The organism is Streptomyces sp. CG4, from assembly GCF_041080655.1.
Lineage (GTDB): Bacteria > Actinomycetota > Actinomycetes > Streptomycetales > Streptomycetaceae > Streptomyces.
Map to the genome: position 1 here is coordinate 3,205,867 of NZ_CP163525.1, position 21,156 is coordinate 3,227,022.

The 21,156-nt window shown below is 69.3% G+C and carries 17 protein-coding genes, 1 tRNA gene and 1 pseudogene; 4 read left to right on the forward strand and 15 right to left on the reverse strand.

From position 1 onward, the window contains the following. Positions 1-104: 104 nt before the first annotated feature. The 13 genes from AB5L52_RS14425 to AB5L52_RS14485 all read right to left on the reverse strand — a co-directional run bounded on the left by AB5L52_RS14425 (position 105) and on the right by AB5L52_RS14485 (position 14,945). The gene (locus AB5L52_RS14425) at positions 105-782 is read right to left on the reverse strand and encodes a protein-tyrosine-phosphatase (RefSeq protein WP_351023689.1); all 678 of its coding nucleotides are present in this window, start codon (positions 780-782) and stop codon (positions 105-107) included. Then, a complete protein-coding gene (locus tag AB5L52_RS14430) occupies positions 779-1,426 on the reverse strand; it encodes an L-threonylcarbamoyladenylate synthase (RefSeq protein ID WP_351023690.1) in 648 nt (215 codons plus the stop codon). Before AB5L52_RS14430 ends, AB5L52_RS14425 begins: the two co-directional genes overlap by 4 nt. A 61-nt stretch (positions 1,427-1,487) precedes the next feature. Next, positions 1,488-2,333 (reverse strand): peptide chain release factor N(5)-glutamine methyltransferase, encoded by an 846-nt coding sequence (gene prmC / locus AB5L52_RS14435; RefSeq protein ID WP_351023693.1) that lies wholly within the window; start codon positions 2,331-2,333, stop codon positions 1,488-1,490. A gap of 32 nt (positions 2,334-2,365) precedes the next feature. Then, positions 2,366-3,454, reverse strand: coding sequence for a peptide chain release factor 1 (prfA, locus tag AB5L52_RS14440; protein WP_351023696.1), 1,089 nt, complete (start codon positions 3,452-3,454; stop codon positions 2,366-2,368). Between the two features lie 106 nt (positions 3,455-3,560). Then, positions 3,561-3,785 carry a 50S ribosomal protein L31 gene (gene rpmE, locus AB5L52_RS14445; RefSeq protein ID WP_014675000.1) on the reverse strand — a complete coding sequence of 75 codons (225 nt, stop codon included), beginning with the start codon at positions 3,783-3,785 and terminating at the stop codon, positions 3,561-3,563. A gap of 150 nt (positions 3,786-3,935) precedes the next feature. Further along, positions 3,936-5,069, reverse strand: a complete 1,134-nt coding sequence (locus AB5L52_RS14450; protein ID WP_351023699.1) for an LCP family protein — start codon at positions 5,067-5,069, stop codon at positions 3,936-3,938. Positions 5,070-5,484: 415 nt separating this feature from the next. Beyond that, the gene (gene rho, locus AB5L52_RS14455; RefSeq protein WP_351023702.1) at positions 5,485-7,437 is read right to left on the reverse strand and encodes a transcription termination factor Rho; all 1,953 of its coding nucleotides are present in this window, start codon (positions 7,435-7,437) and stop codon (positions 5,485-5,487) included. A 403-nt stretch (positions 7,438-7,840) separates the two neighbouring features. Continuing rightward, positions 7,841-8,758 carry a homoserine kinase gene (thrB, locus tag AB5L52_RS14460; RefSeq protein ID WP_369364354.1) on the reverse strand — a complete coding sequence of 306 codons (918 nt, stop codon included), beginning with the start codon at positions 8,756-8,758 and terminating at the stop codon, positions 7,841-7,843. A 227-nt stretch (positions 8,759-8,985) separates the two neighbouring features. Continuing rightward, positions 8,986-10,044 carry a threonine synthase gene (gene thrC, locus AB5L52_RS14465; protein WP_351023708.1) on the reverse strand — a complete coding sequence of 353 codons (1,059 nt, stop codon included), beginning with the start codon at positions 10,042-10,044 and terminating at the stop codon, positions 8,986-8,988. A gap of 6 nt (positions 10,045-10,050) precedes the next feature. Beyond that, positions 10,051-11,343: a homoserine dehydrogenase gene (locus tag AB5L52_RS14470; protein ID WP_351023711.1), complete on the reverse strand. Its 1,293-nt coding sequence runs from the start codon at positions 11,341-11,343 to the stop codon at positions 10,051-10,053. Positions 11,344-11,498: 155 nt separating this feature from the next. Further along, positions 11,499-12,890, reverse strand: coding sequence for a diaminopimelate decarboxylase (lysA, locus tag AB5L52_RS14475; protein ID WP_351023714.1), 1,392 nt, complete (start codon positions 12,888-12,890; stop codon positions 11,499-11,501). Between the two features lie 54 nt (positions 12,891-12,944). After that, a complete protein-coding gene (gene nrtL, locus AB5L52_RS14480; protein WP_369364357.1) occupies positions 12,945-14,078 on the reverse strand; it encodes an ArgS-related anticodon-binding protein NrtL in 1,134 nt (377 codons plus the stop codon). Positions 14,079-14,363: 285 nt separating this feature from the next. Next, positions 14,364-14,945: a response regulator gene (locus AB5L52_RS14485; RefSeq protein ID WP_369364359.1), complete on the reverse strand. Its 582-nt coding sequence runs from the start codon at positions 14,943-14,945 to the stop codon at positions 14,364-14,366. 233 nt (positions 14,946-15,178) lie between these two features. Between AB5L52_RS14485 and AB5L52_RS14490 the strand changes: the two genes are divergently transcribed. Both AB5L52_RS14490 and AB5L52_RS14495 read left to right on the forward strand, forming a co-directional pair. Continuing rightward, positions 15,179-15,250 (forward strand) — tRNA-Arg (locus AB5L52_RS14490). Between the two features lie 415 nt (positions 15,251-15,665). Next, a complete protein-coding gene (locus AB5L52_RS14495) occupies positions 15,666-15,986 on the forward strand; it encodes a hypothetical protein (protein WP_369364361.1) in 321 nt (106 codons plus the stop codon). Between the two features lie 32 nt (positions 15,987-16,018). Here AB5L52_RS14495 and AB5L52_RS14500 read toward each other — a convergent pair whose 3' ends face one another. Beyond that, positions 16,019-17,215 (reverse strand): IS110 family transposase, encoded by a 1,197-nt coding sequence (locus AB5L52_RS14500; protein WP_369362243.1) that lies wholly within the window; start codon positions 17,213-17,215, stop codon positions 16,019-16,021. Positions 17,216-17,457: 242 nt separating this feature from the next. Here AB5L52_RS14500 and AB5L52_RS14505 point away from each other — a divergent pair, with 242 nt between their 5' ends. Beyond that, positions 17,458-17,994, forward strand: a complete 537-nt coding sequence (locus AB5L52_RS14505; RefSeq protein WP_369368875.1) for a nucleotidyl transferase AbiEii/AbiGii toxin family protein — start codon at positions 17,458-17,460, stop codon at positions 17,992-17,994. Between the two features lie 301 nt (positions 17,995-18,295). Here AB5L52_RS14505 and AB5L52_RS14510 read toward each other — a convergent pair whose 3' ends face one another. Then, positions 18,296-19,543 (reverse strand): tyrosine-type recombinase/integrase, encoded by a 1,248-nt coding sequence (locus AB5L52_RS14510; RefSeq protein ID WP_369364362.1) that lies wholly within the window; start codon positions 19,541-19,543, stop codon positions 18,296-18,298. 1,078 nt (positions 19,544-20,621) lie between these two features. On the opposite strand from AB5L52_RS14510, the pseudogene AB5L52_RS14515 reads away from it, so the two are divergent. Then, positions 20,622-21,116, forward strand: a pseudogene (locus tag AB5L52_RS14515) (exonuclease domain-containing protein); the annotation flags it as partial. Positions 21,117-21,156 lie beyond the last annotated feature (40 nt).

Sequence of the window (21,156 nt, forward strand, 5' to 3'; positions counted from 1 at the left end):
GACGTATGCCCAATGTAGGCCCGGGACAGCCGGGGCGCCCGGTGTCGACGTGCCGACGTGCCGTCGTGCCGACGTGCCGTCGTGCCGTCGTGCCGTCGTGCCGCCTACATCCGGGCCGGAACCCCGGTCAGCGCCGTCACCACCGGATCCAGCGCCTCTCGTATCTCGTCGCCGATGGACCGGAAGAAGGTGATCGGCGCGCCGTACGGGTCGTAGACCTCGTCCGCCTCAGCGGTGGGGGCGAGGAGCCAGCCGCGCAGGGCCGCCGCCGCGCGGACCAGGGCGCGGGCGCGCAGGACCACGCCGTCCTCCAGGGGCGGCAGCGTGGTCGGGTCTATGGCGCGGACCAGGCGGGTGAACTCCTTCAGGGTGAAGGTGCGCAGGCCCGCCGAATGGCCCATGGAGATGACCTGGGCGCGGTGGTCGCGGGTCGCGGTGAGGACCAGGTCGGCTCTGATGACGTGCTCGTCCAGCAGCTCCCGGCCGGTGAACCCGGAGGCGTCCGCGCCGAACTCGGCCAGTACGGCCTCCGCGTTGGCCTCCATCGGCGCGCCCTCGTGGCCCCAGGTGCCGGCGCTCTCCACGATCAGCCCGCCGCCGAGCACGCCGAGCCGCTCCGTCACGAAATGGCGGGTCAGCCGCTCGGTGATGGGCGAGCGGCACACATTGCCGGTGCTGACGTGGAGGATGCGGAAGGTGTCACGCGGAAAGCCGAACGTCGTCGTCTCCTCCGCGAGACGCTCCCCGATGCCTATGCCACGCCCCGCTTCAGGGGCCGTCAATTCGCCACCTCGAGGTCGGGTACGACCTTTCGCAGCTCGTCCGGGGAGATCGCGCCCTCGCGCAGCAGCACCGGCACCCGGCCGGTGACGTCGACGATGGACGACGGGACGTTGGCGGGGGTCGGGCCGCCGTCGAGGTAGACGGAAACGGAGTCGCCGAGCATCTCCTGCGCCGCGTCGCAGTCCTCCGGCGCCGGGTGGCCGGTGAGGTTGGCGGAGGAGACGGCCATCGGGCCGACCTCGGTGAGCAGTTCGATCGCGACGGGGTGCAGGGGCATGCGGATGGCCACGGTGCCGCGGGTGTCGCCGAGGTCCCACTGCAGGGACGGCTGGTGCTTGGCGACCAGGGTGAGGGCGCCCGGCCAGAACGCGTCGACGAGTTCCCAGGCCAGCTCGGAGAAGTCCGTGACGAGGCCGTGCAGGGTGTTCGGGGAGCCGATGAGGACAGGGGTGGGCATGGTGCGGCCCCGGCCCTTGGCCGCGAGCAGGTCGGCGACGGCCTCGGAGGAGAACGCGTCGGCGCCGATGCCGTACACCGTGTCGGTCGGCAGCACCACCAGCTCGCCCCGGCGGACCGCGGACGCGGCCTCGCGCAGACCCGTCGCACGGTCGGTCGCGTCGTTGGTGTCGTATCGCCGTGCCATGTCTAGCGGGCCTCCTCGTACACGTAATGCGGGACTTCGGAAAACACTGCCTGGGGGGTGCTCACGGCAGCGCCCTGCGGGCGGTCGCGAACCGGGGGCGGTTGTTGAGGTCGGGATGGTCGGCCGCGTCCGCCCAGCCCCGCTCCTCGGTGAAGATCCACGGCACCTGGCCGCCCTGGGTGTCGGCGTGCTCGATCACGACGACGCCGCCGGGGCGCAGCAGCCGGTGTGCGGTGCGTTCCAGGCCGCGGATGAGGTCGAGACCGTCCTCGCCGGAGAACAGGGCCAGCTCGGGGTCGTAGTCGCGGGCCTCGGGGGCGACGTACTCCCACTCCGTCAGCGGGATGTACGGCGGGTTGGAGATGACCAGGTCGACCTGGCCGTCCAGGTCGGGGAAGGCGGTGAGGGCGTCGCCCTGGCGCAGGTCGACCCTGGAGCCCGCGACGTTCTTACGGGTCCACACCAGGGCTTCCTCGGACAGCTCCACGGCGTGCACCCGGGAGCGCGGGACCTCCTGGGCGAGGGCGAGCGCGATGGCGCCGGAGCCGGAGCACAGGTCGACGATGCACGGCTCGACGACGTCCATGGCCCGTACGGCGTCTATGGCCCAGCCGACCACGGACTCGGTCTCCGGCCGGGGCACGAAGACGCCGGGCCCGACCTGCAGCTCCAGGTACCGGAAGTAGGCCCGGCCGGTGATGTGCTGCAGCGGCTCGCGCTGTTCGCGCCGGGCGATGACCTCCCAGTACCGGGCGTCGAAGTCCGAGTCCTTCACGGAGTGCAGTTCGCCGCGCTTCACGCCGTGCACGAACGCGGCGAGCTCCTCCGCGTCGTTGCGCGGCGAGGGCACGCCGGCGTCGGCCAGCCGCTGGGTGGCCTGGGCCACCTCCGCGAGCAGCAGGTTCACGCAAGTCCTCCGTGTGGTACTCGTACGTGCCTTTATGCAGCTGCCAGCTTCGCCGCCGAGTCGGCGTCGACGCAGGCCTGGATGACCGAGTCGAGGTCGCCGTCCAGGACCTGGTCCAGGTTGTACGCCTTGAAGCCGACGCGGTGGTCCGAGATGCGGTTCTCCGGGAAGTTGTAGGTGCGGATCTTCTCGGAGCGGTCGACCGTGCGGACCTGGCTGCGGCGGGCGTCGGCGGCCTCCCGCTCGGCCTCCTCCTGCGCCGCGGCGAGCAGCCTGGAGCGCAGGATACGCAGCGCCTGCTCCTTGTTCTGCAGCTGGCTCTTCTCGTTCTGGCAGGAGGCGACGACGCCGGTCGGCAGGTGCGTGATGCGCACCGCGGAGTCGGTGGTGTTGACGGACTGGCCGCCCGGTCCGGAGGACCGGTAGACGTCGATCCGGAGGTCGTTCGGGTTGATCTCGACCTCGACCTCCTCGGCCTCGGGGGTCACGAGGACACCGGCGGCGGAGGTGTGGATACGGCCCTGGGACTCGGTCGCGGGGACGCGCTGCACGCGGTGCACACCGCCCTCGTACTTCAGCCGGGCCCAGACGCCCTGGCCGGGCTCGGTGGCGCCCTGGCCGCCCTTGGTCTTCACGGCGACCTGGACGTCCTTGTAGCCGCCCAGCTCGGACTCGGTGGCGTCGATGATCTCGGTCTTCCAGCCCACGCGCTCGGCGTAGCGCAGATACATGCGCAGCAGATCGCCGGCGAACAGGGCCGACTCGTCGCCGCCCGCGCCCGCCTTGATCTCCAGGATGACGTCCTTGTCGTCGCTCGGGTCGCGCGGGACGAGCAGCAGGCGCAGCTTCTCGGTCAGCTCCTCGCGCTGCTTGTCCAGCTCCTTGATTTCCGCGACGAACTCAGCAGCGTAGTCGGGGTCGTCGGCGGCAAGCTCACGGGCGGTCTCGATGTCGTCGCCGGCCTGCTTCCAGGAGCGGTACGTGGCGACGATCGGGGTCAGCTCGGCGTAGCGCTTGTTGAGCTTGCGCGCGTTCGCCTGGTCGGCATGGACCGACGGGTCGGCGAGCTTCTTCTCCAGATCGGCATGCTCGGCGACGAGTTCGTCGACGGCCTCGAACATCTTGGGCTCCTGATACTGCGGGTGAAGGGCTGGCGGGCGACCAAAAACGCCGGTCCCGGGCACACCCCCACAAGGGCGTGGCCGTGGACCGGCGAATTGGGGCTCGCTACTTCTTGGAGCCGGCGGCAGCCTTGCCGAAGCGGGCCTCGAAGCGGGCCACACGGCCACCGGTGTCGAGGATCTTCTGCTTGCCCGTGTAGAACGGGTGGCACTCGGAGCAGACCTCGGCCCGGATGGTGCCGGACTCGATGGTGCTGCGGGTGGTGAACGACGCGCCGCAGGTGCAGCTGACCTGCGTCTCGACGTACGCGGGGTGGATGTCGCGCTTCAAGGTGTCTCCTAGGTTTCGGGAGGGCGCCGGGTCGCCGCCGCGGGGTGCGGGAGCGTGAACCGGAGCCGACGTACCAGTCTGCCAGGACTGGGGCCATCCACCCAAACCGGGGGTGCGGATGTTCTATTCCTGCGGGTGAGGGGGCGCCCCTCAGCCGCTCACCACGCCCTTGGCCTCACCTGTGGCCGTACCCTCTGTGGCCGACTTCGGGATCGGGCGGTCGTGCTTCAGGGCGTCCCAGACCAGCTGGGCCTTCGTCTTCTCCAGGAGGACCCGGTTGGGGTCGGCCGGGTCGTACTGGACCGGCATGGTGACCATCGTCATGTGGTTCGCGCCGATGCCCTTGAGGCCGTCCGTGAAGTCGATCAGGGAGTTGACCGAGCCGAGGTCGGAGTCGGTGGTGACGGTCTTGGTGGCGGTGTCGGCGAGGTCGTAGAGCTTCTTCGGGTTGGTGAACACGCCGACGTGCTCGACCTGGTTGATCAGTGCCTTGACGAAGGCCTGCTGGAGCTGGATGCGGCCCAGGTCGGAGCCGTCGCCGACGCCGTGCCGGGTGCGGACCAGGCCGAGGGCCTGCCGGCCGTTGAGCGTGTGGGTGCCGGCCTGCAGGGTCAGGTGGCTGTGCGGGTCGTCGATGCTCTTGGTCGTCGTGACCGGGACGCCGCCGAGGCCGTCTATGAGCTTCTGGAAGCCCGCGAAGTCGACCTCCAGATAGTGGTCCATGCGGATGCCGGTGATCGACTCGACGGTCTTCACCGCGCAGGCCGCGCCGCCGGTGCCGTAGGACTCGTTGAACATCGCGCCGGACGCGGCCGGGTGCTTGGTGCCCTTGGCGTCGGTGCAGGCCGGGCGGTCGATCAGGGTGTCCCGCGGGATGGAGACCACGCTGGCCTTCTTGTGGCCCTCGTAGACGTGGACGATCATCGCCGTGTCGGAGCGGGCGCTGCCGTCGTCGACGCCGCCGCCGAGCGTCTTGTTGGAGCCGGCGCGGCTGTCCGAGCCGAGGACCAGGATGTTCTGGGAGCCGTTGTCGATCTTCCTGGGCCGGTCGTTGCCGAGGGCCTGGTCGATGTCGACGCTCTTGAGGTTGCCGTTGAGCTTGAAGTACACGTACCCGATGCCGGCGCCGCCCAGGACCACCACGCCCGCGAGGGTCCAGGCCGTGACGCGCAGAGCCCTGCTCCCCTTGCTGGGGGCCTTGCGGCGGCGGCCCTTGCCACCCTTGCGGGGACCGGTCTCGCCCGGCTCGGGTATGACGGGCTCCGGAGTGCTCTCGGCGGACACATCGCTCCTAGGTCTCGCGGTCGATTACCCCCTGCTTTCAGGGTCGGGCGCGGTCAGTACCGCTCCATCGTCGCTCCGCAATGTCAGACGGAGAAACTTGGGAAAGAGTTGCACAACGCAGCGTGCCCACCGCGTACAGCGACGGGCACGCTGTGTAGTCGTCCCGTACGGGGGCACCCCGCTCACCTGCGGATTCAGCCCCGGATGTCGTACGCCCGGAAGCCGGTACCGGCGGAGATTCTTGTGGCAAAGATCTCGCTTGTGGCCTTTCCGGTGGCCTTGCGGCAAAAGCCCGCCCCCCGTCACGTGCAGACAGGGGGCGGGCATATCCAGCTAGGGACGCGGGGAACTGCGCGGCCGGCCGCGAACGACCCGCAGCCGGCCAACCACAGTCACCTCAACGGTGATTGGCCGCTCAGTCTCCGTTGCCCGGCGTCGGCGTCGTCTTCTGGATCTGCATCAGGAACTCGACGTTCGACTTCGTCTGCTTCATCTTGTCGAGCAGCAGCTCGATCGCCTGCTGCTGGTCCAGTGCGTGCAGCACGCGCCGCAGCTTCCAGACGACCGCCAGCTCCTCGTTGCCGAGCAGGATCTCTTCCTTACGGGTGCCGGACGCGTCCACGTCCACCGCCGGGAAGATCCGCTTGTCGGCGAGCTTGCGGTCGAGCTTCAGCTCCATGTTGCCGGTGCCCTTGAACTCCTCGAAGATCACCTCGTCCATGCGGGACCCGGTGTCGACAAGAGCCGTGGCCAGGATGGTCAGCGAACCGCCGTCCTCGATGTTCCGCGCCGCACCGAAGAACCGCTTCGGCGGGTACAGCGCGGTCGAGTCGACACCACCGGACAGGATGCGGCCGGAAGCGGGCGCGGCCAGGTTGTACGCACGGCCCAGACGCGTGATCGAGTCGAGCAGCACGACGACGTCGTGGCCCAGCTCCACCAGACGCTTGGCGCGCTCGATGGCGAGCTCGGCGACCGTCGTGTGGTCCTCGGCCGGGCGGTCGAAGGTCGAGGAGATGACCTCGCCCTTGACCGACCGCTGCATGTCGGTGACCTCTTCCGGACGCTCGTCGACGAGGACGACCATCAGGTGGCACTCGGGGTTGTTGTGCGTGATCGCGTTGGCGATCGCCTGCATGATCATGGTCTTGCCGGTCTTCGGCGGGGCCACGATCAGACCACGCTGGCCCTTACCGATCGGCGACACGAGGTCGATGATGCGGGTGGTCAGCACGCCCGGGTCCGTCTCCAGGCGGAGGCGGTCCTGCGGGTAGAGCGGGGTCAGCTTGTTGAACTCCGGGCGGCCACGGCCGTGTTCGGGCGCCATGCCGTTGACGGAGTCGAGGCGGACGAGGGCGTTGAACTTCTCGCGGCGCTCGCCCTCCTTCGGCTGGCGGACCGCACCGGTGATGTGGTCGCCCTTACGCAGGCCGTTCTTGCGGACCTGGGCGAGGGAGACGTACACGTCGTTCGGACCCGGGAGGTAGCCGGAGGTCCGGATGAACGCGTAGTTGTCGAGGATGTCCAGAATGCCCGCGACGGGGATCAGGACGTCGTCCTCGGCCAGCTGCGGCTCGGCGACGTCGTCGCGGCCACGGCGGCCACGGCGGTCGCGGTAGCGGCCGCGACGGCCCCGGCGGCCGCCCTCGAAGTCGTCGTCGTCCTGCTGCCGGTCCTGGCGGCCGCCCTGCTGCTGGCCCTGCTGCTGACGCTGGCCGCCCTGCTGGTCGTCGCCCTTGCCGCGGCGGTCACGGTCGCGGTCGCGGCCACGCTCACGGCGGTCGCGGCGGCCACGGCCCTCGCCGTCACCGGCGTCGCCCTTGGCGGCCTCGCCCTGCTGGGCCGGCGTCTCGGCCTTGGGCTCGGCCTTGGCCTCGGCGGCGACGGTCTCGGCGCCGCTCGCGGCGGGGCTGCCGGCGTCGGCGGTGGCGCGGCGACGACGGCGCTCGGTCGGGGCGTCGTCGGAGGCCGGCTGGCCGGGGATCTCGATCTGCTGCTGGGCCACGGCCTTCTCGGCGGGGGCCTCGGCCTTCTTCTCGCCGTCGACGGCGGCCTCACCCGTACGGGCCTTGGAGGTGGCGCGGCGCTTGGGCTTGGTCTCGGTGGCCGGCTCGGCCTTGGGGGCGCTGCCCCCGGCGGCCTGGGCCTCCTTGATGACCTCGATCAGCTGGCTCTTGCGCATCCGCGCGGTGCCCCTGATGCCGAGGCCCGAGGCGACCTGCTGCAGCTCGGCCAGCACCATGCCCTCGAGGCCGGTACCGCGGCGCCGCCGGGAGCCGGCACCGGTGGCAGGCGCGGAGGCGTCCGTGGCGGGCGCGGCAGCGGTCTCCTCGACACGTGCGCCCATCAGATCGGTGGTGTCGCTCACGAAGGGTCCTTCCCTGGAGCGGACGTCGGCCTGTCTGGCTCGGCGACCGGTTGTGCTGTCCGACTACGGTCCTGTCTTCCGTGAACCGTGCCGGGGCGGTGGTCCGCCAAAGCGGCGGAGGAAATGTGCGGTGATGGCGCTTCCGCGAGCCGTGACACCCAGTGTCACTTGGCGTGGTAGCACCGATTCCGAAGCGTGCCCGGCGGCCCGCTCAATGTCCGCATACGACGTACTGCCCAGGTACGGCGCACGGAACACGGAGTGGCGTGGGAGGCTCCCGGAAGAATGTCTGTCCCGGACTGGGACACGAGGCACCTCGCCATGGTGGGGTCGGGTGCAGACTTGAGGTTAACACTACCGGATCCAACAAACATTCCCCCTCTCGAAATCCGGCAACCGTGTGTCAGGTCGCAAGCGGCAGCACGCTCGCTCCCTGGACATCGAGGTCCAGCCGGTTCGCCGCCCAGCCCGCGCCTGCGAGGTGGGCGACCTTGTCGGCACTGGCAGGGTCGGCCAGCGCCATGACGGTGGGTCCCGCGCCCGAGATGACGGCCGGGATGCCGTCGGCGCGCAGCCGCTCCACCAGCGCGGCGCTCTCCGGCATGGCCGGGGCGCGGTACTCCTGGTGGAGGCGGTCCTCGGTGGCGGGCAGCAGCAGCTCGGGGCGCCGGGTGAGGGCCTCGACGAGCAGCGCGGCACGGCCCGCGTTGGCAGCCGCGTCGACGTGCGGCACGGTGCGCGGCAGCAGGCCGCGCGCGGTTTCGGTCAGCACCGGCTTTCCGGGCACGAAAACCACCGGAACGATGGAATCATCGGGCTCCATCCTGATCGCCCGGGCGGCGCCGGACTCCATCCAGGACAGGGTGAATCCGCCGAGCAGACACGCGGCCACGTTGTCCGGGTGGCCCTCGATCTCCGTGGCCAGTTCCAGCAGCGCCGCGTCGTCCAGGCGGGCCTCGCCGCCTATGGTCACCGCGCGGGCGGCGACGATGCCGGCGCAGATGGCGGCGGAGGAGGAGCCCAGGCCCCGGCCGTGCGGAATGCGGTTGGCGCAGACGATTTCCAGGCCGCGGGGCTGTCCGCCCAGCAGATCGAAGGCGGTGCGCAGGGAGCGGACGAGGAGGTGAGACTCGTCACGCGGGAGGGTCTCGCTGCCCTCCCCCGCGATGTCGATGTGCAGCCCGGAGTCGGCCACCCGGACGACCACGTCGTCGTAGAGCCCCAGCGCGAGGCCGAGGGCGTCGAAGCCCGGGCCGAGATTGGCGCTGGTGGCGGGAACGCGCACCCGGACGGCGGCGGCGCGGAACGCTGGACCGGCCATCGCTCGTTGACTCTCCTTGAGCTGCGTGACTGTCGAAGACATTCGATACGTACGGGGAGACCCTCGGGTCGCGCAGACGGCGCGACGTCACCCATATGCGCAGGCATATGCAATGGGCGGGTTCAGTACAGCCTATCGAAGGAAGGTTCTGTGGCGACATAGGGCGCACAGGAGGCGCACGATGCGTGTCGTAAGCCCCCTGTGCACCCCTCGCGAGGCGGATCCGCTCAGCCCAGGCCGAGGCGCTCGGCCGCGGCGGCCGCGTCGACCGGCACGGTGACCGGCTGCGGGGCGCCGGCGACGGCCCAGTCGGGGTCCTTCAGGCCGTTGCCGGTGACGGTGCACACGATGCGCTGCCCCCGGTCGACCCTGCCCTGCTCGGCGGCCTTCAGCAGACCGGCCACGGACGCGGCGGAGGCGGGCTCCACGAAGACGCCCTCCTGTGCGGCCAACAGGCGGTAGGCGCGCAGGATTTCACGGTCCGTCACCTCGTCGATGGCACCGCCCGACTCGTCGCGCGCGGCAAGGGCGTACTGCCAGGAGGCCGGGTTGCCGATGCGAATGGCGGTGGCGATCGTCGAGGGGTCCTTGACGACCTCGCCGCGCACGATCGGCGCACTGCCGGAGGCCTGGAAGCCCCACATGCGCGGGGTCTTCGTGGCGATCCCGTCGGCGGCGTACTCCTTGTAGCCCTTCCAGTAGGCGGTGATGTTGCCCGCGTTGCCCACCGGCAGGACGTGGATGTCGGGGGCGTCGCCGAGCATGTCCACGATCTCGAAGGCGGCCGTCTTCTGGCCCTCGATACGCACCGGATTGACCGAATTGACCAGCGCCACCGGGTAGTTCTCGCTCAGCGCGCGCGCGAGCGTGAGGCAGTCGTCGAAGTTGCCGTCGACCTGGAGGATCTTCGCGCCGTGCACGAGGGCCTGGCCCATCTTGCCGAGGGCGATCTTGCCCTGCGGGACGAGAACGGCCGAAACCATCCCCGCGCGCACGGCGTAGGCGGCGGCACTCGCCGACGTGTTGCCGGTGGAGGCACAGATGACGGCCTTGGCCCCCTCCTCCTTGGCCTTGCTGATGGCCATGGTCATGCCCCGGTCCTTGAAGGATCCGGTGGGGTTGGCCCCCTCCACCTTCAGGTGGACCTCGCAGCCCGTGCGCTCGGAGAGCACCTGCGCGGGCACGAGGGGCGTACCGCCCTCGCGGAGCGTCACGACCGGCGTGGTGTCGGATACCGGCAGCCGGTCCCGGTACTCCTCGATGATTCCGCGCCACTGGTGGGTCATTGCTGGTTACTCTCCTTCAACCCGCATGATGCTGGCGACACCCCGCACGGTGTCGAGCTTGCGCAGCGCCTCGACGGTCCCGGAAAGGGAGGCGTCGAAGGCACGGTGGGTGACGACGACGAGGGAGGCCTCGCCGTCCTTGCCCTGCTGGCGCACCGTATCGATCGACACCCCGTGCTCGGCGAACACGGTCGCGACCTGGGCGAGAACACCCGGTTTGTCCGCGACGTCGAGGCTGATGTGGTAGCGCGTGACGACCTCGCCCATGGGCGAGACGGTCAGGGCGGCATACGACGACTCACCGGGCCCCGTTGCGCCGTTGAGCCGGTTGCGGCAGACGGCGACGAGGTCGCCGAGCACGGCGGAGGCGGTGGGAGCACCGCCCGCGCCGGGGCCGTAGAACATGAGCTGCCCGGCCGCGTCGGACTCCACGAAGACGGCGTTGTACGCGCCGCGCACGGAGGCGAGCGGGTGGGTCAGCGGAATCATCGCGGGGTGCACGCGCGCGGTGACGGACTCCCCGTCCGCCGCCCGCTCGCAGATGGCGAGCAGCTTGATGGTGCAGCCCATCTCCTTCGCCGAGCGGAAGTCGGCGGCGGTGACCTCGGTCATGCCCTCGCGGTGGACGTCGTCGAGGCGCACGCGTGTGTGGAAGGCGATCCCGGCGAGGATGGCGGCCTTGGCGGCGGCGTCGAAGCCCTCGACGTCGGCGGTCGGGTCGGCCTCCGCGTACCCGAGGGCGGTGGCCTCGTCCAGCGCCTCCTGATAGCCGGCGCCCGTGGAGTCCATCTTGTCGAGGATGAAGTTGGTGGTGCCGTTGACGATGCCCAGCACCCGATTGACCTTGTCCCCGGCGAGGGACTCGCGCAGCGGGCGGATCAGCGGGATGGCGCCGGCGACGGCGGCCTCGTAGTAGAGGTCCTTGTCGCTCTCCTCCGCCGCGGCGTGCAGGGCGGCCCCGTCCTGGGCGAGCAGTGCCTTGTTGGCGGAGACGACGGAGGCGCCGTGCTCGAAGGCGGTGGTGATGAGGGTCCGGGCGGGCTCGATCCCCCCGATCACCTCGACCACGACGTCAATGTCCCCGCGTTTGACGAGGGCGGTGGCGTCGGTGGTGACGAGTTCCTGCGGAATGCCCTCGCGGACCTTGGAGGGCCGTCGTACGGCGACGCCCGCGAGCTCCACCGGGGCGCCGATCCTCTGGGCGAGGTCGTCGGCGTGCGTCGTCATGATGCGCGCCACCTCTGAGCCGACCACTCCACAGCCCAGCAGCGCCACCTTCAGCGGACGCGTACGCATCATCCGACCTCGTTTCCTCTTACCGTCTACGGTTGGACCAGTCTCACTCACCGGACGGGAGTTTCTACCCTTCGTCCGGATCGTGAGACATCTATTTCATGTGTGCGGGGGTGGATGACCGCAGATCTTCCACCCCGGTGTTCCGGGGACCCGGGGGATCACCCGACGTCGAGACGCAGCAGGTCCTCCTCCGTCTCGCGCCGGACGATCACCCGGGCCTCGCCGTCCTTCACGGCGACGACCGGCGGCCGCAGCACATGGTTGTAATTGCTGGCCATGGACCGGCAGTACGCGCCCGTCGCCGGTACGGCGATGAGATCACCCGGCGCCAGATCGGCGGGCAGGAACGCGTCCTTCACGACGATGTCCCCGCTCTCGCAGTGCTTGCCGACGACACGCGCGAGCATCGGCTCTGCGTCGCTGGCCCGCGAGACGAGGGCGACGCTGTACTCGGCGTCGTACAGGGCCGTCCGAATATTGTCGGACATACCGCCGTCGACGGAGACATACGTGCGCAGCCCGTCCAGCGGCTTGACCGTGCCGACCTCGTAGAGCGTGAACGCGGTCGGCCCGACGATGGCCCGGCCGGGCTCGACCGAGATGCGAGGGGTACGCAGCCGGGCGGACTCGCACTCGCGCGTGACGATCTCGGTGAGCGCCTTGGCGATCTCGTGCGGCTCGCGCGGGTCGTCGTCGCTGGTGTAGGCGATGCCGAGCCCACCCCCCAGATCGATCTCGGGCAGCTCGACCCCGTGCTCGTCCCGGACGTCCTTGAGCAGCCCGACGACGCGGTGCGCGGCGACCTCGAAGCCGGACATGTCGAAGATCTGCGACCCGATGTGGGAGTGGATCCCGATCAGTTCGAGCCCGTCGAGCTGCAGCGCCCGCCGCACGGCTTCCGCCGCCTGCCCGCCGGCGAGCGGAATCCCGAACTTCTGGTCCTCGTGGGCGGTGGCGATGAACTCGTGCGTGTGCGCCTCGACGCCGACGGTGATCCGAATCTGGACCTTCTGCCGCTTGCCGAGGGACTGCGCGGTGTGGGCGACCCGCACGATCTCCTGGAAGGAGTCGAGCACGATCCGCCCGACACCGGCCTCGATGGCCCGCTGGATCTCCTCCGCGGACTTGTTGTTGCCGTGGAAGGCGATGCGCTCGGGGGGCATCCCGGCGGAGAGGGCGGTGGCCAGTTCCCCGCCGGAGCACACGTCCAGATTGAGCCCCTCGTCGTGCAGCCACCGCACGACGGCCCGGGACAGGAACGCCTTGCCGGCGTAGAACACGTCGGCCCCGGCCCCGAAGGCGGTGCGCCAGGCGCGCGCCCGGGCCCGGAAGTCGGCCTCGTCGAGGATGTAGGCGGGGGTGCCGAACTCCTCGGCGAGCCGGGTGACGGTGATCCCGCCGACGGTGAGGACACCGTCGGCGTCACGGGCGACGGTCTGGGCCCAGACCTTCGGGTCGAGGGTGTTGAGGTCGGCGGGCGGCGCGGCGTAGTGCCCCTCGGGCAGGACGTCGGCGTGACGGGGCCCGGCGGGATGGGCGGAACGGCTCATGTCGGTGACTCTCAGACTCTCTGTCTCTCTCCGGGACGTCTCTCGCGAGGATCCTCAGAGGTGTTCGGGTGCGTCGATGCCGAGCAGGGACAGGCCACCGGCCAGCACCGTCCCGGCGGCTTCGGCGAGGGCGAGCCGGGCGCGGTGGGCGGCCGAGGGTTTCTCCTCGCCGCGCGGAAGCACACAGGGCAGGAAGGGCAGCACGGCATCGGCGACGGTGACGAGATGCCGGGCAAGCCGGTCCGGGGCACGGTGGGTGGCGGCCGCGGCGAGGATGCGGGGGTGGTCGGCGAGGGGGGTGAGGAGAGGGTGGGAGGCGCGGGCGTCGCCGGTGTTGGCGTTGATGTTGGCGTTGGTGCCGGTATTGCTGACGCCGTCGGCCCCGATGACCCTGTCGCCCGCGTCGATGGGGGCGGCGCCGGGCGCGTCGGTGACACCTGCACGGGTGTCGTTGCCCGTGCGGGTGTCGATGTCGATGTCGAGCGGGCCGGGCTCGGCCGTGAAGCCCAGGCGGGCGGCGTTGCGGCTGAGGGACCGGATGCGGGCGTGGGCGTACCGCACCCGGAACAGCGGATTACTCTCCCGCTGGACCAGGTGATCGGCGGTGATCCGGGGCCGGTCGCGCGGGGCGGGGTGGAGCAGGGCCCACTGGGCGGCGTCGGGCCCGAGCGGCGCGGGGTCCTCGGGCGCGGGCACGGGCCGCAGATTGACGGGCTCCCCGTGCTCGACGGTCCCTCGCGCGCCTTGCGTGGCGACGATCCGTACGACGGCGTCGGCGACCACCTCGGCCCGGACCTCGTACGGCACGCGCAGCGCGACGACCTGCCCGGCGAGGGCGTCGCCGTGCCCGTACGCGGCACCGCGGTCCCGGATCTCCCGGACGAGCCCGGTGACGGGATCCGCCTGCGCATCGAGGCTGATGTTGAGAAAGCCGGGCCCGGTGATGACGACGTCGCGGATACCGTCGGCGCCGATGAGCCGGGGCCGCAGAATCTCGGCGACCCGCCGCGGCGACTGCCCGGCCGGCCGGGCGAGTTGCAGGGCGACATTGGTGGCGAAGTCCCCGCATCCCCCGGGCCCCGGCTCGGTCACCACGACCCGCTCGGGCACGGCCACACTCAGCTCCCCGTCATCGACAGCACGACGCACCGCGTGCAACACGGTGCGGGACAGCTCGACGGGGGTCACGAGACAAGCGTAGGGGAGGGTGGGGGTGGGTAGACGAACTGGTTCTCAGTGTGGGACAGGGGGGAGGAGGGAGGAGGGAGGGGAAACCCACCCCGATTCCACACACCCGGACAACTGCCCTGAAAGCGACCTTGACCAGCGGGGACCAGCGGGCAAACGCGAGGCTCCATTCCCTGGGCCGAACGGCAGGCCTCAACCACCGGCTCGAACGCCAGGGCTCCATCCACTGGGCCTGACCACCAGACCCGACTGACGACCGGCCGCCCTCACCGCCAACGACCGGGCCTAACCGCCGGACGGAATCCGCCCGGGTAGGCCATCGGAGACTCCGCCGGAAACCTCACCGACGCCCTCGATCGGTCCTCCGCCATTGTCATTGTCGCCGTCCCCGCCCTCATCCCCCTCTCCATCCCCGCCTCCGCCGCCGCTCCCGCCTCCGCCGCCCCGGTGCCCTTCTCCCCCGTCTTCGCTGCCTCCGCCGTCGTCGCCGCTTCCGCGTTCGATGAGCTGCTTGACGAGCCGTACGAGTTCGGAGGGTTCGAAGGGCTTGGCGAGGAAGGCGTCGACACCGACGTCGAGGCCCGTGTCGACCTCGTACTGCGTGCACGCGCTGATGATGGCGAGGGGCAGATGGTGGGTACGGGGATCGGCGCGAAGGCGCGCGGCGGTGCGCAAGCCGTCCAGGCGGGGCATGACGACGTCGAGCGTCACGACATCGGGCCGCACCCGGTGCACCACGTCCAGACATTCGGCACCGTCGGCCGCGGTCACGACCTCGAGCCCTTCCAGCTCGAGATTGACCCTGATCAACTGCCGGATGACCTTGTTGTCGTCCACAACAAGCACCCGACCCGAGGCGCCTGGCACAAGTCGAGAGTAGGTCCGGACCGGCCACCGCGTCCGGGTTTTCCCCACTTCCACCCCGTACAGGGGAACCGCTCTCGCCCCGAAGCGAACCCGCCCCGCCCGCGAGCAGCTCCGCTCCGCCCCGCGCGGGGAGCTGCCCTGCTGCCCGCCCAGGGAATCAGGTTCCTGATCACCCCTCCGGACCTGCTAGTGTTCTACCCGTCGCCGCGAGCGAAGAGCTCCGCAACCGACACGCCCCCGTAGCTCAGGGGATAGAGCAACGGCCTCCGGAGCCGTGTGCGCAGGTTCGAATCCTGCCGGGGGCACTCCGGATCAAGGCGCTGAACTGCAGAAATGCAGATCAGCGCCTTTCTTGTGCATGCCAAAACTGCAACGGCCAACCTGGCCATGCCCACTCGGTCCAGCAAGCCTTCGACCTGCGACTTTATTGCGCCAGGCGGACGAAATCCCAAATGTCTGATCCCACACAATGACTTCGCGTGGGACATTCGTGGGACGGGAAAGCCGCGAGGCGGAGCCAACACCGGAGGGAACCCGCTGTGACCTGCGCGTTTGCCGACAAGGACGGTCGGAAAACATACGGACGAGCAGGCCGTTTGACTTTCCCGGGTCAGTGCTGGATACGGCTGTGATCAGGCGTTTCATCGCGCGTCACGCTCACTGCTCACGCGGATGCTGGAGTCGGCACCACGACGCGACCGGTTACGGCATGCTGGGCGTATGAGCAGGTACGCAGCCGCGAGGATCTACGCCCTCCCGGAGTCGCTCGACGAGTTGGTCGGGCCGACTTCCGGCACCGTCACCCTGCCCCGGCACATCGACTGGGGCCCGCACTACGAGTACGACCTAGCCGACGAGGCCGACCTGCTCCTTATGTACGAGCGGGTCATCCGGGAAGCCCAGACCGCAGCCGACCTGCGGGCATACCTGAGCGCCGATCTGTTGCGCCGGCACTGGGCGGACCTGTTCCTGCCCGCCCCGGTCCGTGCGTCCTGGCAGGCCCGCTTCCCCGAGCTCTCACCTGCGGCGGCCGCAGCGTAGTGGACGAGCTGCACCGCTTCCTAATCCTGTTGTCAAGCTGCCGTAGTCACCGGCGGTGTCACTTCGTAGCACCGCCGGTCACGGATCAGAGCCCAGATGACGTTGACGCGTCGGCGGGCGAGGGCGAGCACGGCCTGGACGTGCTTCTTGCCCTCGGCGCGTTTGCGGTCATAAAACTTCCGTGAGTTCGGGTCGTAGCGGACACTGACCAGTGCGGAGGTGTAGAAGACGCGCTGGAGTCTTCGGTGGTAGGCGATTGGCCGGTGGAGGTTGCCGCTGACCTTGCCGGAGTCACGAGGAGCTGGAGCGACGCCGGCGAAGGCCGCCAAGGCATCTGGGGAATCGAAATCGTCCAGGCTGCCGCCGACAGCGGCGATGAACTCGGCACCGAGAACGGTGCCGATGCCCGGGACGCTCAGGACGATGTCGGCGAGCTCGTGTTCGCGAAACCGGCCCTCGATGAGCCTGTCCATCCCGGAGATCTGCTCGTTGAGGGCCATCACCTCCTCGGCCAGGGTGTGGACCAGCTTCGCGATGGTCTTCTCCCCGGGGACGGCGGTGTGCTGCCGCTCGGCGGCCTCGACTGCGGTTTCGGCCAGGGCTCTGGCGCATCGGACCTTGCGGTTGGTCAGCCACTTCGTCAGCCGCGCGACCCCGGCCCGGCGGATCGCGTCCGGTGTCTGGTATCCCGTCAGCAGCCTGAGCGGACCGGTGTTGGTCACGTCCAGGGCCTTTTCCAGGGCCGGGAACATGCTCAGCAGGGTGCCGCGCAGGCGGTTGACGACGCGGGTGCGGTCCTCGACGAGGTCGGCCCGGCGTCCGGTCAGCAGCTTCAACTCGATGGCGGCTTCGTCGCCGGGTTGGATGGGCCGCAGGTCGCGACGCATCCTGGCCTGGTCGGCGATGACGTAGGCGTCGCGGGCGTCGGTCTTGCCCTCGCCGCGGTAGCCGTCGGAGGCCCGGTTGACCAGGCGGCCAGGCATGTAGAGGACCTCCTGGCCGTGGTTGACCAGCAGGGCCAACAACAGTGCGGGTTCCCCGCCGGTCATGTCGATGGCCCAGGTGACCTGGCGGCCGTCGGCCAAGTCGAGGGCGTCGCCGATCAGCTTCAACAGCTCGGGCTCGTCGTTGGCCACCCGCCGCGACAGCAGCGTCTTGCCGTCTGCGTCCAGGGCGAGGGCGTGATGGTGGCCCTTGCCGCTGTCGATCCCCGCCCATATCCGGCTCATCGCGCTCCTGACGTGCGTGTTCATTCTGTATGTGCCACGGACGACCTCGCCGGCATTGCTCTACACAGCGACTTGTTCGCACTTCCTAATCGGCGGCCGAGTCGTCGTGGGGTGCCGGGCGGCGAAGCGATGCAAGCCACGAGGCGGCAGCCAACTGATAGCCACACCCAGCACCCCTGGGCGACCCAACCCTACGAATGGCTCGATCAACCCGATCAAGAAGGTAGAGCCGACTGATCCGCATCGGGCTCGACGCTCTCGCTGACGACTTCGGCTATGCCCTGGCAGGCGGCTACGCCGTCCAAGCCCACCAGATCGTCAACCGAGTCAGTGACGACGTCGACCTCTTTGCTCCGATCGACCGGGCCACGGTGGAGATGCCAGCAGCCACGGAACGCGTCATCGCCGCATACGAAGCCGCGGGCTTCACTGTGGAACTGGCCCACCAGAACCCCGAGCGCACCTACACCCGGCTGAGCGTCACCGACCCCGTCAGCGGTACCCAGAACAAGGTGGAACTCGTCGCCGAGTTCCTCAACCACCCACCCGTGCCCTCCGAGCTCGGCCCCGTCCTGCACCCCGACGACGTCGCCGCAGGGAAGACCACCGCCCTCGACGGCCGGGCCGAGGTCCGCGACGCCATCGACGTCGACGGCCTCCTCAAGGCCGGATACACCCGCGAACGCCTGATGGAGCTGGCCAAGCAGAACGACGACGGCTTTGATCCGCGGATGTTCGCTGACTCACTCGCCCGTATCCAGCGCTACACCGACAAGTAATTTGCCGCCTACGGCCTTACCGCCGCCGAAGCTGCATCCCTGCGTGAGAGATTCGGCGACTGGCAACGCGAACTCGTCGCTCCGCAGAACGAGAAGCCCGCGGAGTAGCGAGCCACAGCAGCAGCGACCGTTTCGTCGTCTTGCCAGCAGCCATGCGACAGAACCCGACCGCCAATGCGAACCCTCTGTAGCCTGGCCGTATTTCTCTCGAACGATCACAGCTGCGTGGTGGTTGCAGGAGCTGGTCCCCGTCCGGGGCTACGGCACAGCGACCAGCCGCTGTGCCTGCTCTAAAGGATGCTCAGTCGTACTCGTCCAACAGTGCCTGGATGCGCTGATTGGCGATCGCGACCCGCCCGTACAGGCACTTGGCGTACTTGGTCATGAGGACCTCCACACTGTTGCCGGCGCGTTCCGCGACCTCTGCGGGGTCGACACCGGCATTGAGCCAGGTGGAAAGGGCTGAGTGGCGCAGGTCGTACGGGCGAGCCGCGAGTGGGGTGTTCACCAGGTCGGATGGAAGGCCCAGTTGCCGGGCTTCGTGCCAGACGGTGTCGTACGTGCTGAAGGCGAGGATGCCACCCCGTTCATTGAAGAACAGCCGCCCGTCGCTGGCCGTACCGAAGGTTTGGATACTCTCTCGCCACATCGCCACCAGACCGGGAGGAAGCGGCACGGGGCGGGTCTCCCCCGGCGGACGCCCCTTCAGACCACGCTCATCATGGAGTTGTCCGGTGTCGGTCCACTTCTTGCCCGCCTGGGGTCGAGTGACGTGCAGAATCACCCTGCCCCAGCCCTCCGCAGGCAGGACACAGTCCGGCAGGGTCACCGCGACCGCCTCCTCTGGCCGCAGCCCGGCGTAGTACATGCCGGCGAATAGCCCGACCAGCCGCCGTCCGCGGGCCCGCCGGTAACCGCCTACGTAAGAGACGGCGCAGAGCAGGGAGCGAGCCTGGGCGGGGTTGGCGACCACCCGAGGGTCGATCTGCTTGACGGTCTTGGCGATCCGCCAGTTGATGTTGGCGATCGGATCGCTGCGGAGCGTGCCCTGCTCGATGGCGTACCGCACGGCATTCACGAGGGTCATGCGCTTATGCCGCTGGGTCTCGGCGGCTGCAACCGTACCGTCCTGTTTCAGCTGCAGGACTTGCAACACGGCCCGCATCACGGCCGCATCCATCAGGTCGGTCAGCGGGCGGGACGCCTTCTCCACCCAGCGCAGAGCAAGCCGCACGTCCGGGGGTGCCGTGTGCAGCTCCGGCCGGGGCAGGACGAAGGCCCAGTCCCGCAGTGCACGCCGCAGCAACTCGTCATTCGGGCGGCCTCGCACGTCGCGAAGCATTGCCTGGGTGATCGCGCAGAGCGCGGCGTTCGTCTCGTTGCGGGTCTTCGCCGCGATCTGCGGCCAGCGCATTGCCAGGTAATCAAGAGCAAAGGCGTACCAGCTGATGGTGACCGAGCCGTGGCCCGTCCCTGCAGTGGACGGCGCATCATCCGCGCCCTGCCGGACTGCCCGGACCAGCGCGGCACCAAGTTCCTCGGCCAGCACCGTGACGTCCGTCGCGCCTCCCGCGGAACGGCTTTTGCCAGACCTAGCCGCGATCACCGTCCTTCCACCACGTCTGCTTCTGGGGACGCCGCGTGTATGCGATGCCGAACTCCTCATCACGTCCACCACCCTTCCGGCCAGGTAAACGCAGAAGAACCCGGAGACAATGGCGCCCTTGAGCGGCAGCACTCTGGCTCTTGAAACAACAAGGGCCGACCAAGGCTGCTCTGCGTGACCACACGATCACCAAATGCCCACTCTGGCGCGCACCGACAACCTACGAGTGGTCGAGTGGTCACCACTACGGCCCCCTGGCCGAGGGGGCTCACCCTCGGATCAATCGCCCGACCCTGGAGCGGACCCTCTCCCGCTTCGTCGAAACGGTCACCAAACCCACCACCAACCCGGCATCGCCCTCTTCGCCGATGCTGGCCTGCACAGCCACAAGCTTGCCCTCGCCGGCCCCGAACACGTCACGATCCTCACCCTCAGGCCCCGAGGACCTGTCCCCCGTGCGTCGGACGGGTCACCGTCGAGGTCTGATCCGGTCCTTCCGGCACTGTGAAGCCGCAGGCCAGGGCGTTGTTCAGGCAACCTGCAATGTCTGAAGAAGAGGACAGTCCATCGGCTGGAGCAACACAGCCGGCGCAGATACCTCCGGCCAGGGCCGAACTGACGCCACTTGTTTTGCCGTAACACTCCCACAACAGGCGGTTACGGCAGCACAATAGTCAAGTTCCGAAAGACTATGCCGATTTGGGCCATTGGTCTCCATCTGGCATGCCAGCACCACCGGGGATGGTTCATGGGCGCGTCCAGCAGCAAGAGACCGTCGACCGCTGCCGCCCCTTTGATCCAGCTCGTTGCCGCACACCCTCGAGGCATCGCCGTCGACGATCTGATCGCAGCGGCCCGAGGCCGTTTCAAGCGGGTGCCGCCCCAGCGCCTGATGATGCTTCTCGACCAGGCACTGTCCACAGGACAGTTGTACGAGCGGGATGATCTGCTGTTCACCGGAGAGAGCGGAGGTCGCCAAGAACCAGAGCCCAGGAGCGGAGACACCAACTCCCGGAGCTACATGCGTGCCGTCGCCATAGACGTCGAGAGTGTGGTACGCACAACGACCACGCCCCCGTACGTGGACCGCCGCATCTTCCAAATCGGTGCCGTACGGACAGGGACGGATGCGGCCTGGATTGCGGAGCAACCACGACTACAGGTCTTTCTGTCCTTGCCCAGTGATGATTGGGCCATCCACGACGAGGGGCTCCGGGAACAGCAGCGGGCCCGGGCATCAGATCCCCGCGCGGCGCTGGAGCGCGTCCGTGAGTTCTGCACCCATACAGACGTACTTGTCGCGTACAACGGCACCGCAGCGGACTTCCCTCTCCTCGACGAAGCCTGCGAGCGCGAGGAGTTACCCCCGCTCCCGGGCGACCGCGTGGACTCGCTCTACTTGGCCCACTGCCTGTGGCCTCTCGCCCCCAGCCATCGGCTCGCAATGCTGTGTGATGCCTGTGGGGTGGATCGTTCGGACCTTCGATGGCACGACGCTGCAGATGACGCGGAGTTGTTGGTGCGGCTCCTGTCCCGATGCGCCAGCGAAATCGCCT